Raw genomic sequence first — 13,202 nt, forward strand, 5'->3', positions numbered from 1 at the left:
CGGGCCCTCTGGCCCACCAGCCATCACGGCGTGAAGTTACTGCCTAAATATGCCAGATTGGTTGGCTCCAGCGCGCGGCGCGATTGCCAGTAATAACGCTGCCAATAGCTGTTATCCAAACTGGACATGATCACGCCTTGGGAAGTTGAGGCATGGAGAAAATAACCATCCCCTACGTAAATCCCTACATGGTTGTAGCGCCCTGGGGGCCGGAAGAAGACCAGATCGCCCGCCTGCAGCTCTTGGCGGTCGATCGGGCGTCCCTCATGTACCTGATCATAAGTGGAACGGGGCAATTCTAAATTAAACGTCTCTCGGAAAACATTGCGTACCAGGGCTGAGCAGTCGATCCCTTGCGCTGTTGTACCGCCAATCCGATAAGGTGTTCCTGACCATCGTTGATGCTGTTCCAGTAGCGCCTGACGTACCAACGTCGGTGGTGGTGTCTGAAAACTACGCAATTGGTCAATTGTATTACTAATGGGCGACATCTGCGGACTAAACCCATTGTTCATTCCTGGCAGTGTCATCGAGAAGTAATCCTCGGGTGGCTCTATGGGTTGATTAGAAGAGCCTGCACAGCCAGAAAGAAAAGAGACAACAATACAAGCACTTACAACACGGACAGCGGTCACAGCAGGGTGTGGCAACGCAACCATGCGCTTAACCTCTTAATATTTTTAGGGAAGTAAAATAGACAACAAATGTCAGACTATAAGCTAGATAAGACATGCTTGGCGAGCCTCAATGTAATGTTCGTTGATCGCCCGGCAGGGTATCGATATGGAGCGGTGCAAAATGGCGCGGCTTGTTGCCGGGAAAATCCAGACTAGCCCAAGGACCGGAAAGAATGGGCGCCCCGCAGACCCAAGCCACCATTGATTGACGGAACCCGGCTAAAAAACTTTCACGCTCAGGTGTTTCTCCCATGAAAAAGGAGAATCCGGCATACATGCCCGCAGCATACTCCTGCCAACCGGCATAGTGATCAGCGGCCAGTTGATAAGCGCGGTCGAGCACATCGGCAAACGCCTCGCTTTCCAGCCAGCCAAGCTGGCGAGCGGCAATCGCCAGATCTACCAGCTGGGCAATATCCCACGCGGCCATGTCGACATCATTACAGTGATCTTCATTGCTCTGCACGCGGCGCAAGCGGAGCAGATGATGGCGCTCCTCTTCGGTGCAGTCACCCGACTCCAGAATGGCAATTTCAGCCTCCAGACGCTCAGGGTTGAGCGTATAGGGTGCGTAATTGATCTGGTACTCCTGCCGGTCGCCTGCCTCCAGCATGAAGGTTAAAAATTCCTGCATGTCTGTGGCATTTGTCAGGTGGTAGTGGCTTTCTACCCACTCCCGGATATCAGCACACTCACGCGGGCTTTCCGGCTGAGGCTCGCTCCACACGGCACTATTGAGCGGCCCCACCAGCGACATGGCAGTAAAGTGCGTCAACGTAGGCCGCCCGCCCGGCTCGCACCAGGCATCAGGGCGCCAATCCAGCCAGTAAAAAAGGCTCCCCGGGTCTTCAAGGTGCCAGGCAATTTCATTGATCAACGAGGCATGTTCAGGTTCGGGCAAGCAACTTTCCCAGGCGAACCACGCCTCCAGCAGGCGTTTGGGGCTAGGGTAGAAACGGCATAGGCAGCTACGCAGCGAGCTGGCGTATGCTAGCAGCGGTTCGCGTTCAAATAGACCGCTGTCCAGCGCCATATGCAGGTAGAAGGCGAATTTTTCTGCCATATGAATAGTGGCCGCATGTCGGCTTACGCCCTTGACTGCATTACGCTGCTTCAATTCATCAGTCGTTGGCTGGCCAAACAGCGTTTGCGAGGGCGGCAGCACACCGTGCACCGCATCGGCGGCCAACTGATTCAGATGATGCGCCTGGGCAGGCAGCCAGTAGCGGGCCATGACCTGTGGGCCTTCATCGGCATGCAGGCCAAGAGACTCCTGCAGATAAAGTGCAGCATCAGCGCGGCGCTCCTCGGCAACGGGTGCGGCGGGGTCATACTGGCGAAGCATTACGTCCGGCTCACGGACGCCAGCCATCGCCAGCAGCCAATGGTGTGGGGTATTGCGCCACTGGCGAATGCGCTGTTGGGAGGCCTTGCGCGTCGTGTCATCAAGCAGGTTGGCAGGCGCCAGCCTCCATGGGCTATGCGAGGCATTAATGAGTAATACATGATGCGCGTTTGGCGTCATATTGCGCCGATCCACACCTTCGAAAAGGCTTTGCCCGCGCATGTATGCCTTCAATATGGCGCGCCAATCATGGTAGCGGTGGCTAACAAGGTCTGCCGCATGGCACGCCAGGTCATCCGCTTCAGCCTGGCTCAGCCAGCCGCAACAGGCTCCCGCCCAGGCAATTTCAACCAGCCGAAGCCAGTCCCAGGCAGCCCACTCAAGCGGTTCGCCCTGGCTTACAAAGGCGTTCAAAACCCCGGCATAGGGCGAGTCCTGGATTGAGTCGTGCTGCCAGGCAATCCGCTGGGCGTTATCCATTGTCAGTAGTTCACGAGCCTCAATATCCCAACGCTGACGCTCACCCTGGGCACTTAGCCATAACGCTACTTCCAAAAGCTGCTCGCGGTCGTTGATCTGCCAGATACGTTCAAGCCACTGGCTGGCATCCGGCCAGTCGGCATGGCCTGCCGGATAGCTGATGACCGGACGAAACAGAGCACACAAGCGCCACGCCTGCGCTTGCGCCACCTCAGGCCATAAAGCGGCCGGAGCTGGCAGTTGTGCAAGTGTCTCCTCAAGCAGTGCCCACGTGATTCCTTCGCCTTCGCTTTCTAGAGTCGACAGCGCCTGACAGGCGTCAATAAAACGATCATCCGCGCCCATCTCCCAACCCTTGGCACCTAGCACCCGACGCAGATCTGAAAGCCAGGCACGCAAATCGCCATAATCGGTAGCGATACGCCGAATCACATGGTGCGCCCAGGTGTTAGCCTGCTTGGTGTCAAGCCACCCGGCAGCGCCCGCAAGCGCGGTCCACTCAAGTGCCCCTAGCAAGAGGTCAGCGTGACCTGCTGAGCTCCCTAGCGCATGAAAAAGCTGTTCAGCCAGCTCATTTCGACTGGTAATACCCAATTGCAAAAGGCGCTGTTCCGCCGCTTTTGTATCCACTGAAAGAGGATGAGGGGTAAATGCCCAATCGCATAGCACCAGCTGTTGGGCCCACCAGGCATTTAACGCGTCGACCAAGAGACACCTCGAAAGCAAAAATCCACCAGCAATGCGCTAGAATAAAGCGGCTTAGTGTAACGGAAAGTAGGGCCAAGACCGATAGCTAAACTGATCTAATGGCGTAAGACGACGCTGCCCGGCACAAGGCCGGGCAGCAATTAATACGTAAGCTAGGAAATACTAAGCTTTTTTAACTTTACTTATTATCCAGAGCAGGACAACAGCACCCACGGTCGCGGTAACCAGTGAGCCGATAAAACCACCAGCCTGAAGGCCTAATAGGCTGAACATGAAACCGCCCAGCAGCGCACCGACAATACCTACGCCGATGTTGCCCAAAATGCCAAAACCGCCGCCGCGCATGATGTTGCCAGCGATCCAGCCAGCCAAACCACCAATGATCAACCATGCAATAAAGCCCATAGTGCCTCCTTGATATCCACTTTAGTCAGGGTTTTACCTATTCGTCTTGCTTGTCCTACCATAGCACACAGCGCGACAATTCTGCCTAATTTGATGTCATCCCTTTTAAGGAAAACCCATGATTCCTGATTCTCTTGCCAACCTCATCGACCACACAGAAGGCCAGCAGACGGCTAACTGGGAAGGACGCGAGGTAGTGCTTTTCAATATGCCCTGGGGTGAGCTTGCGATCAGCCTGCAAGGTGCTCAGGTACTCCATTTCAAGCCCCAAAACGACACTGACTGGCTGTGGGTAACACCGACACCAGAAGCCCTGCCAGGCACCATACGCGGTGGCATCCCGCTATGCTGGCCCTGGTTTGCCGATGAGCGTTATGCTGATGAAAGTGTCGAGCGCAACGGCCCGTTCCATGGGCTGGCGCGCCAGGCAACCTGGCGTCTGGACGCAGTCGATGAACATGCCGAAGGCATCGAAGTACATCTTTCCCCTGCCCAACCCTTGCACAGCCAGCTTACCGCGCGCGTGGTCATCCAGGCCAATGCGCAGCGCTTGAATGTCGAGCTTATCAGCGAAAATATTGGCGATACCCCGGTAAAAACCAGCGGCGCACTACATACCTACCTTGCCGTTGACGAGGTCCACCAATGCCGCCTGGAAGGACTGGCCGGAGCGCGCTACCTGGATAAACTGCGTGATTTTGCCGAAGCCGAACAGCAGGGTACGCTTACCATACGCGGCGGTATTGATCGCATTTACCACAGTAACGAAGCGGTTTTACTTAACGATGGCGTGCGCAGCCTGCGTATTGGCAAGCAGTCAAGTGACTCCACTGTGGTATGGCATCCGGATACCCATCTGCCAAGCGATACTCCGGCCGATGCCGCGCGACATTTTTTATGCGTTGAGTCCGCTAACACACGCCTTGACCCGGTATGGCTGGTCCCTGGTGCCCAGCACCTTTTGGGAACCACTCTCAGCTGCGGTTAATGCACGGTTCATGAACTGTTGGTTATGCTGTTCGCGCTTCAGGCCGTCGTTAACGTCGGCCTGGAGGGGAACAGGTATAGCGGATTTGAATCCCGAGTATTAAAAAGCGCTTAACCGCTTATGGCTCTATGATGAGCAAAAAGGAGTGCCAGGATGCGCCAGCCGTTGAGCCGAGAAATAAGTAATTTATTGGAGCGAGGCCGAGATCGCCAGCTGCGTCTGGCCGTAACGGGGTTATCGCAAGCGGGTAAAACGGCATTTTTAACCTCGCTGGTGAATCAGCTACGCCATGCGGGAGTCGAGGCACAGCTGGATCTTTTACCCGCCGCTCGTGACGGCCGCCTGTTAGGCGCCCAGCGGCTGAATCAGCCGGACCTGGGCGTGCCGCGTTTTCCCTATGACCCAGGCATGGCCGCGCTGCGCGATACGCCACCGCGCTGGCCCGAGCCTACGAAAGGAATTAGCGAACTACGCCTTCAGCTACGCTACCGCCCTGCTCAAAGTGGCTGGTTTGCGCCGGATATCGCCCACCTGACGCTTGATCTGTTTGACTATCCTGGCGAATGGCTGCTCGACTTGCCGCTGTTGCAGCACGACTTTTACAGCTGGTGTCAGGCGCAACTACTGCTTGAAGGCGAGCAGCGGCGTGCGCTGTTTAGCGAATGGCTCGACGCGGTCGCATCTCTTGACCCCGCTTCCGAAGCCGACGAAGCACAATTGGCGCAGCTGGCAGAGATGTATGCACAGGGATTACGCCGCGCCAAACAGGCCGGCTTTTCTGATCTTCAGCCAGGGCGTTTTTTATTGCCCGGCGAGCTTTCGGGCGCCCCCGTGCTGCAGTTTTTCCCCCTACCGCACCTGGTTGCTCCAAAAGAAATGCTCGACGCCCTGCCCGACAGCAGTCTTTACGCTACGCTTGCTGCACGTTTTCGCTACTATCAGCAGCAGGTGGTGCGCCCTTTTTATCGCGATCATTTCAGGCGTTTTGACCGCCAGATTGTACTGGTCGATGTACTGGGCGCGCTTAATGCCGGGCCTGAGCGCTTTGAAGACCTGTCCCGCGCCCTGCGCCAGCTGATGCAGAGCTTTGATTATGGCAAGCGCAGCCTGCTGTCGCGGCTGTTTGCGCCCAAGATTGACCGCCTGGCCATCGCCGCCACCAAGGCAGATCATGTAACACCCGACCAGCACGGCCAGGTCGTGCAGTTGCTTGAAGCGCTTCTGGCCGAACCACTCAAAGACCTGCGCTTTGCCAATGTGCCGGTAAAAGCGCTCTCGCTTGCGGCCATTCGCGCCACTGAGGCGCGGGAGGTACTGCATAACGGCAAGCGCTCCCCGGCACTGCGAGGCACTACCCTTGAGGGGGAGGACGTTCTGGTCTATCCAGGTGATGTGCCGAGCCGCTTGCCTAACGCCGGCTTCTGGCAGCATCAGGGCTTTGACTTCCCAAGCTTTAGACCGATGCTGCCCTCCTCTGAGGCACTTTCGCATATCCGCATGGACGCTGCCATTGACTGGCTGATAGGAGATAAACTCGCATGACCGACCCGCAGCCACGGCGTAATTTCAACCTGGATGATACGCCAAAAGCCAGCGCTGAACATGAAGCTACTCTGCGCCAGCGTGAGATCTTCGCTGCTACCGATGACCATCAGTCATTGGTAACCACCGCTGAAGAACAGGCCCTGCCTGACGTCAGTCTGGGCACCCCACGCAAACGCCGCTGGGGGCTGATGTTTGCTTTGGCGGGGGGCGCTACGCTTGGCACCATCGAGCTTGCCACCGGTATTCCTGAGGCGCTTTCTCAATCCCAGTGGATGAGTATGGCCTGGCAGCTGTTTGGCATCAGCCTGATTGGTCTGGGCGGGATGTCACTACTCAAGGAATTGGGAAGGCTTAGCCGGTTGAAACGTCATGATCAACTGCGCAGCGACCTGGCTGAGCTGCCCCAGCGCTCGCCCCGCCAGGCAAAAAAAATGGCTGAACAGCTGCGCCAACAGCTTAAGCTGTCTGAAGATGACCCGCACTGGCAGGCTTTTCAGCGCGCCTGCCAGCCACATCATAACGGTGAAGAAATACAGGCGCTGTTGCGCCACCACCTGCTGGCCCCACGGGACCGCGAAGCTCAGCGTTTGGTGACACGAATGTCCGGGGAGACCGCCGTCATGGTGGCCATCAGCCCGCTAACGCTGGTCGATATGGCGCTAGTCGCCTGGCGTAGCCTAGCCATGGTGGACAGGCTATGCCGTTTGTACGGCCTGGAACTTGGCTACGCCAGCCGCCTGCGACTGTTTCGCAACGTACTACGCAACATGGCATTTGCGGGTGTCAGTGAATTGGCCGCCGACGCCAGCATGGATATGCTTTCCCTGCATCTTGCTGGCCGGATTTCCACCCGGGCAAGCCAAGGCCTGGCCACCGGGCTGCTTAGCGCCCGCCTGGGACTACGAGCTCAACGGCTTTGCCGGCCGGTCGCGTTTACACCTGAAGAGCAGCCCAAAATGGCCGATTTACGTCAGGACCTTTGGCGGCAAATCAAACGGCTGGATAAAGAGCCTGCTCCACGCTCTGGCCAGCAACGTTAGCCTAAGATTCAGTAGCAGCAGACACCAGACCAAACCGCTCACGCAGCAGTTGGGCCACGGCCGCTTCGCCATGATGACCTATCTGCTTCGCGGCACTTAAGCGCCCCGCCATCTCTGGATGCGAGTTAATCATGAAGTGCGCTTCGCCGACCAGGCTGAGCATTTCCACATCGTTCAGGTTATCGCCAAAGGCTAGGCAGTTTTCAGGCGCGATGGCAATTCGCTTGAGAAGTGCCGACAGCGCAGTGCCCTTATTGACGCCCCCGGCCATGATCTCCAGCGAATCACTGGTTGAGTAAGTAACATGCAATGAATCATCGCTAAATTCCCGAATCAGTGCCTCTATCTTGGCAAGCTCATCAGGGGCACCGCCATAAAGAATCTTGCCGATTCCCTGAGTCGGCATCTGCTCAGGCGGTACCACCTGATAGGCAAAGCCCGTGGCGGCGTGCATTTCCAGGTAGCTGGGCGCTTCGGCATCGATGTACCAAGCGTTATCCATGTAAAGACTTAGCCGCACACTATCGGGACGCAGTAGCTTAATCAGTGCCGCGGCTTGCTGGGGAGCTATGTGGTTGGCGTCCAGCAACAGGTCGTCGGGGACATGCGTATAGGCGCCGTTACTGCTGATCAGATGCGCGGGCACATCGAGCTGGTCTCTAAAAACACGCATATCGGCATAGTGCCTACCTGAAGCCAGCACCAGGTGATGCCCCAGCTTCACCAGTGTTCTTAATACGTCGATGGTATCTGCGTGTAAGCGATGGTCGCGCCCCAACAGCGTGCCGTCCAGATCAGAAACAATCAGCCGCGGTGTCATAGCATGCTCTCCAGAAGTGAAATAGCAGCTTAACCGATTCCCTCAGGGCGATGTAAGCTCTTGGAAAAGCACGCCTGCCAAGAACTTCCACGGCGGATAATTGGCGCAGCCTTCGGGAATCCGTATAGTGGCAAGCTACTCTCGCCAACTGATTGACCTCATGCTTCAGAATAATTCCCTGCTTGCTCAGCTCAAGCAACAGATTCGTGATACCACCCCGCGCGCCGAAGGGGTGATTAAAGCTACCGAGAAAGGTTTTGGCTTTCTCGAAACCGATAACGGTGAATCCTATTTCGTGCCGCCGCCCGCCATGAAACAGGTGCTGCACGGCGACCGCGTGGAAGCGGTGATTCACGAAAACGGTGACAAAAAGTCGGTTGAGCCCGAAAAGCTAATCGAAGCAGGCCTTGACCGCTTTGTCGCCCGGGTTCAAAAGCGTGAAGGCCGTCTGGCCGTGGTGCCCGATCACCCTTCCATCCGCAATGTGCTTAAGTCGCGGATCAAGAACACTCTGGATGAAGCCAGCATCAGTGACGGCGACTGGGTTGTGGCCCGCCTGGTCCGCCACCCACTTAAAGAGAACGATCGCGGCTTTTTTGCCCAGATTGATGAGCTGGTGGCCAAGGCTGATAACCCTACTGTGCCGTGGCGCGTGACCCTTGCCCGCCACGCGCTGGAGCAGGATTGCCCCGATGCCGGCAGCGACTGGCCACTACGTGATGAAGGCCTGACCCGTGAAGACTTGACCGCTCAGCCATTCTTTACGATAGACGGCGAAAAAACTCGCGATATGGATGATGCGCTGTATGTAAGCCCGCGCGCTGAAGGCGGCTGGCAGTTGAGCGTCGCTATCGCCGACCCCACGGCCTACGTGGAAGAGGGTCACGCCGCTGATCTGGAAGCCCGCACCCGCGCCTTTACGGTCTATCTGCCGGGGCAGAACGTGACCATGCTGCCCGAGCAGCTGGCCGACGACTTGTGCTCGCTGTTAGAAGATCAGGAGCGCCCGGCGCTGGCCTGCACACTGGACGTTAATGCCGACGGCAGCCTGGGTGACTACCGCTTTTTCGCGGCTAACGTTAAGTCCCATGCCAAACTCGTTTATGACAACGTCTCTGATTGGATCGAAGGCCAGGGCGACTGGGCACCTGCCGACAACATTGCCGAACAGCTGACAGCCCTGCGCGAGCTGACTGAAGCGCGTACCGCATGGCGTAATGAGCATGCCCTGGTCTTCAAGGACCGCCCCGACTACGTGTTTGAGCTTGATGAAGCGGGTAACGTACTGGCGATCAACACCGAAGAGCGACGCATTGCCAACCGCATGATCGAAGAGTCAATGATTGCGGCCAATGCCTGCTGCGCGGACTTCCTGGCAAGCCATATCGGTCACGGTATCTTTAACGTGCACCGTGCGTTTGAACCGGAAAAGGCCGAAGCCGCTCAGGAGTTTCTGGCAAGCCAGGATATCGCCGTTGAGCGTGAAGCACTAACCGATCTTGCCCACTACAAGGAGCTCAAGCGTGCTCTAGAGAGCCGCGATGACGCCTGGCTGGATGCCCGCCTGCGTCGCTTCCAGGGCTTTACCAGCATGTCTGCCCAGCCTGGCCCGCACTTTGGTCTTGGCTTGGCCGCCTACGCTACCTGGACGTCGCCGATTCGTAAGTATGGCGATATGGTCAACCACCGTTTGATCAAACGCGTACTGAAAAGTGAACAGGCCCCGGCTGAAGCAAGCCAGGCATTAACCGAGCAGCTCACGGAGCGCCGCCGTTTGAATCGTATGGCCGAGCGCGATGTAAAAGATTGGCTCTACGTGCGCTTTTTGACCCCAGCAGCCCAGAATCAGGATACGTTTGAGGCCGATATCATGGCGATCAACCGCGGCGGTATGCGCGTGCGCCTGATTGAGAATGGCGCCACAGCGTTCGTGCCTGCCCCCTTGATGCACAGCGATCGCGACAAAGTCGTTATCGATGACAAGGAAGGACGCATTCAGATCGAAGGTGAAGAGCGTTATAAGCTGGGCGGCAGCCTGCGCGTCGCGCTGGTTGAAGCTCGCGAGGAGACTCGCTCCCTGGTGGCCAAGCCAGCCGATTAAGGCGAGACCAAGCCATCAAGCAATAAAAGAGCGGCGCCCTTGGGGCGCCGCTGCTTAAGGGGCCTAGAATGGTCCCTGCTGTTCTATTGGGGATAAAGCCAATACCGGTTGATATCCTAGGCTCTTTTGTGCAGTAGCCTCATCTATCTGAAAGGCAGCCACCAGCTCGCGAAGTCGTCCGGCCTGCTCTTCCAGAGAAAATGCCGCATTTGTAGACTGCTGAACCAGCGCGCTGTTCTGCTGAGTAGTAGAGTCCATTTCGGTAATAGTCGTATTGATCTGCTCAATGCCACTGCTTTGCTCCCGCGTGGCAGAGGACACCTCGGCCATCAGCATGGCAAGGCGCTGGATCACCGCTTCCGTTTCACCAATGGTCATGGCTCCCCGTTCTGCCTGCTCGGAACATTGCTGTATTTTACTTCGCGTATCATCCAGCATGCTGCGAATTTCCCCCGCTGAAGCGGCACTTCGACTTGCCAGCGCACGAACTTCTGTCGCCACTACCGCAAATCCTCTGCCCTTATCACCTGCCCGGGCCGCTTCCACGGAGGCATTCAGGGCAAGGATATTGGTCTGAAATGCAATGGCATCAATAGTTTCGACGATCTTGTTCATACTGAGCGATGCGGCCGCCACTTCGCGCATCAATTCCACACTACGCGCCACTTCTTCGCCACCACTTTGCATCTGCTGGGAAGCGTTACAAGCCAGCGTATCAGCCTCTTTGGTTGAATCGCTGTTCTGGCGAACCGTTGCCGTCATTTCCTCCATACTCGAAGCCGTCTCCTGCAAGGCAGCAGCTTGCTGCTCAGTACGCGCGGCGAGCTCCTGCCCACCTTGCGCGATCTCATTGGCTCCGTTCAGCACACTTTCGCTCGAATCACGCAGTGAAGTGACCAAGGTATTGAGCTCTTTGCTCATTTTAGCCATAGAAATTAATAGCCGTGTCGTTTCATCACGTCCGGTGGCGACGATATCGTGCCGTAAATCTCCCTCCGCCACGCGTTGGGCAACCTCAACCGCTCGCCGTAAAGGCAGAACAATACTGCGCGTGATTGCAACTGCCAGTGCCACTGCTATCAGTAATGCCACCCCTGCAAAGAGACAGAGCTGCCAAAGAGCCAAGCGGTACTTGGCATCGATTGCCTCGTTTGCAGATTTGACCCCTGCATCAGCCATCGCACTGATTTCATCGGCCAGCTCCTCAAGCAGGTAAATACTCTCTTTATGCTCGCTAAAAACCCGGTTGGCCTGAGCAGTGTCGGTAATAGCGCCTTGCTCAATCTGGCGGTAAACCGTCAAGAAGCCTTCTGCATATCCCTTCAGGGCGCTCTGTGCTTGTTGATACAAGGTGTTTACGCTATTTTTATCAGCAATTTGGTCTCCGGCTTGGAATGCAGCCTCAATTTCCTCGACTGTCGCCGACCAGCTCTGTAAGTAGGCTGCTACCCGTTCACGGCTCTCGATATTAATAAAGATATCTTTTTCATAGCGTCGTGCCTGAAGGGCAAGGCGCTGAATTTCCGCCGCATTGTTGACCAATGCCACGTCCGTTTTCAAAGTTCTTTGAGCCGTTTCTTTGGTAACAGTAATTCCTACTACCCCGGCTATTAAAGTGCCTAGCAGAAACAGGGAGACAAGGCCAAAAGCCAGTGCCAAGCGCGTACCAATCTTGAACCGTGAAAGCATGAAAACTTCCTAAAAAGTGAAGAGTGGTATGGTTGTCGGCCTAATCGCCTTAAACTTTAGTTCTGTATAAACATAAGTTATTAATAATACTTATGTTTAAGAAACCATATGCTAATTTCAGTAAGACTTGGTGGCCGGTGATAGCGCTGTTTTGTATCGACTATTGGACTTCCTCGCCCTTATCTCAGCTTTTATTAGGCTGGCAGTGCTGCAAGAAAAAGCGCAGCATTTCTTTCGTTGCATCAGGCCCTTTGGGGTCGGTATAGCTTCCTTTTGTGCTTCCTCCGGACCAAGCATGGCCTGCGCCGTGTATGCGCCACTGCTCCAGGCACGCTTTGCCTTCTGGGCTGTGATGGATGGTACGCGTATAGGTATGCCCATTGGCTACCCGCCCCTGCTCTATATTGATACCGGCAGGTCTTGCATCCGCCCTGGCGGTCTTGCTCACTGATTGCGAAGCCGTGTACTGAGCGGCCACGCGCTCAGCATTGCTTGGGTGTACAGTCGTGTCACGGTCACCATGAAAGATAATGGCTGGCACCGCTGATGAAAAGCCACTCTCCCGCCTCCCAAACGCTGGCGTACCCCCTTGCATTGCGCCTAATGCATCGGGCAAGCTCTTGGCCACGCCATGGGGCAGCCCCGAGTGAACCCCCACTGCTGCAAAGAGCTCTGGGTAAGTCATCGCCAGGGTTGTCGCCATGGCGGCCCCTGCTGAGAGCCCCGCCACATACACCCGTGAGGCATCAAGCCTATGGGTTTGTATAATCTGCCGGGCCATGCCTGCCAGAATCTCCGGTTCCCCCCCTTCACGCTGCTGGTCTTCAGCCTTGAACCAGTTCCAGCATTTGGAGCTGTTGGCACTTATCGGCTGGGCCGGATAAAGCACGCAAAATGACTGTTCCTCAGCCAATTGATTCATATTGGTCCCAGCCGCGAAGTCATCAGGGTTCTGCGTACAGCCATGCAGCATGATCACCAGAGGTATCGCCTGGCCTTGATAGTTACTCGGCATATACAGCTTGTAATCTCGCGAGCCCGCTCGATTGCTGAAACTACCTGCGGTAAAGGCACCGGGCCTTGCTTCTTCAGAGTGGCCAGGCGTATGGCTAGGCTGCGCCATGCCTTGAAAGCTGGACCATTTACCGCGCCAGGCAGGTGCCTGTTGGGTACACCCAAAGGGGGAAGATGCTGTCTCAGGTTTCACGGTTGAAACTTCTTCCTCCACAACCTGGCAGGTACTTTCATACACATCACCTGCCCAGGAAGAGGCTTTAGATGCCTGCTGGCTTTTAATGTCATCCCCACCGCCCTGAAGCAGCGCCATAGCCTCAATCAATTTTCCGGCGCGGGTAAGCCGCGTTGCTTCTTCCATTCGTTTGGTCATAGTGGCATCGATCATTA

Annotated in this window: 10 protein-coding genes; 4 read left to right on the forward strand and 6 right to left on the reverse strand. The window is 56.2% G+C overall.

From position 1 onward, the window contains the following. Positions 1-23: 23 nt before the first annotated feature. The 3 genes from ELY38_RS03850 to ELY38_RS03860 all read right to left on the reverse strand — a co-directional run bounded on the left by ELY38_RS03850 (position 24) and on the right by ELY38_RS03860 (position 3,615). Entirely contained in the window at positions 24-659 is a 636-nt protein-coding gene (locus ELY38_RS03850) for an NlpC/P60 family protein (protein ID WP_127060190.1), read from the reverse strand. An 85-nt stretch (positions 660-744) separates the two neighbouring features. Next, positions 745-3,210 carry a DUF1266 domain-containing protein gene (locus ELY38_RS03855; RefSeq protein ID WP_127060191.1) on the reverse strand — a complete coding sequence of 822 codons (2,466 nt, stop codon included), beginning with the start codon at positions 3,208-3,210 and terminating at the stop codon, positions 745-747. A gap of 162 nt (positions 3,211-3,372) precedes the next feature. Next, positions 3,373-3,615, reverse strand: coding sequence for a GlsB/YeaQ/YmgE family stress response membrane protein (locus tag ELY38_RS03860; protein WP_126951338.1), 243 nt, complete (start codon positions 3,613-3,615; stop codon positions 3,373-3,375). 118 nt (positions 3,616-3,733) lie between these two features. Here ELY38_RS03860 and ELY38_RS03865 point away from each other — a divergent pair, with 118 nt between their 5' ends. The 3 genes from ELY38_RS03865 (at position 3,734) to ELY38_RS03875 (ending at position 7,188) form a co-directional block, all read left to right on the forward strand. After that, positions 3,734-4,603, forward strand: coding sequence for a D-hexose-6-phosphate mutarotase (locus ELY38_RS03865; protein ID WP_127060192.1), 870 nt, complete (start codon positions 3,734-3,736; stop codon positions 4,601-4,603). A gap of 153 nt (positions 4,604-4,756) precedes the next feature. Further along, positions 4,757-6,145 carry a YcjX family GTP-binding protein gene (locus ELY38_RS03870; protein ID WP_127060193.1) on the forward strand — a complete coding sequence of 463 codons (1,389 nt, stop codon included), beginning with the start codon at positions 4,757-4,759 and terminating at the stop codon, positions 6,143-6,145. After that, the gene (locus ELY38_RS03875) at positions 6,142-7,188 is read left to right on the forward strand and encodes a YcjF family protein (RefSeq protein ID WP_127060194.1); all 1,047 of its coding nucleotides are present in this window, start codon (positions 6,142-6,144) and stop codon (positions 7,186-7,188) included. The genes ELY38_RS03870 and ELY38_RS03875 overlap by 4 nt, the downstream gene beginning before the upstream one ends. 1 nt (position 7,189) lies before the next feature. On the opposite strand, the gene ELY38_RS03880 is transcribed toward ELY38_RS03875, so the two are convergent. Then, positions 7,190-8,008 carry an HAD family hydrolase gene (locus ELY38_RS03880; RefSeq protein WP_127060195.1) on the reverse strand — a complete coding sequence of 273 codons (819 nt, stop codon included), beginning with the start codon at positions 8,006-8,008 and terminating at the stop codon, positions 7,190-7,192. 160 nt (positions 8,009-8,168) lie between these two features. On the opposite strand from ELY38_RS03880, the gene ELY38_RS03885 reads away from it, so the two are divergent. Next, positions 8,169-10,109: an exoribonuclease II gene (locus tag ELY38_RS03885; protein ID WP_127060453.1), complete on the forward strand. Its 1,941-nt coding sequence runs from the start codon at positions 8,169-8,171 to the stop codon at positions 10,107-10,109. 63 nt (positions 10,110-10,172) lie between these two features. On the opposite strand, the gene ELY38_RS03890 is transcribed toward ELY38_RS03885, so the two are convergent. Together ELY38_RS03890 and ELY38_RS03895 are read right to left on the reverse strand one after the other, a co-directional pair. Continuing rightward, positions 10,173-11,798, reverse strand: coding sequence for a methyl-accepting chemotaxis protein (locus ELY38_RS03890; protein WP_127060196.1), 1,626 nt, complete (start codon positions 11,796-11,798; stop codon positions 10,173-10,175). Positions 11,799-11,982: 184 nt separating this feature from the next. Then, a complete protein-coding gene (locus tag ELY38_RS03895) occupies positions 11,983-13,200 on the reverse strand; it encodes an extracellular catalytic domain type 1 short-chain-length polyhydroxyalkanoate depolymerase (RefSeq protein ID WP_127060197.1) in 1,218 nt (405 codons plus the stop codon). Positions 13,201-13,202 lie beyond the last annotated feature (2 nt).

It is taken from the genome of Vreelandella nanhaiensis, from assembly GCF_003990185.1.
GTDB classification, from domain to species: Bacteria; Pseudomonadota; Gammaproteobacteria; order Pseudomonadales; family Halomonadaceae; genus Vreelandella; species Vreelandella nanhaiensis.

Excerpts from the sequence above, each read along its gene's own strand:
- ELY38_RS03885 (WP_127060453.1), top strand. The coding sequence starts at position 8,169 with ATGCTTCAGAATAATTCCCTGCTTGCTCAGCTCAAGCAACAGATTCGT.
- ELY38_RS03850 (WP_127060190.1), bottom strand. The coding sequence starts at position 659 with ATGGTTGCGTTGCCACACCCTGCTGTGACCGCTGTCCGTGTTGTAAGT.
- ELY38_RS03875 (WP_127060194.1), top strand. The coding sequence starts at position 6,142 with ATGACCGACCCGCAGCCACGGCGTAATTTCAACCTGGATGATACGCCA.
- ELY38_RS03895 (WP_127060197.1), bottom strand. The coding sequence starts at position 13,200 with ATGATCGATGCCACTATGACCAAACGAATGGAAGAAGCAACGCGGCTT.
- ELY38_RS03865 (WP_127060192.1), top strand. The coding sequence starts at position 3,734 with ATGATTCCTGATTCTCTTGCCAACCTCATCGACCACACAGAAGGCCAG.
- ELY38_RS03870 (WP_127060193.1), top strand. The coding sequence starts at position 4,757 with ATGCGCCAGCCGTTGAGCCGAGAAATAAGTAATTTATTGGAGCGAGGC.
- ELY38_RS03880 (WP_127060195.1), bottom strand. The coding sequence starts at position 8,008 with ATGACACCGCGGCTGATTGTTTCTGATCTGGACGGCACGCTGTTGGGG.
- ELY38_RS03860 (WP_126951338.1), bottom strand. The coding sequence starts at position 3,615 with ATGGGCTTTATTGCATGGTTGATCATTGGTGGTTTGGCTGGCTGGATC.
- ELY38_RS03890 (WP_127060196.1), bottom strand. The coding sequence starts at position 11,798 with ATGCTTTCACGGTTCAAGATTGGTACGCGCTTGGCACTGGCTTTTGGC.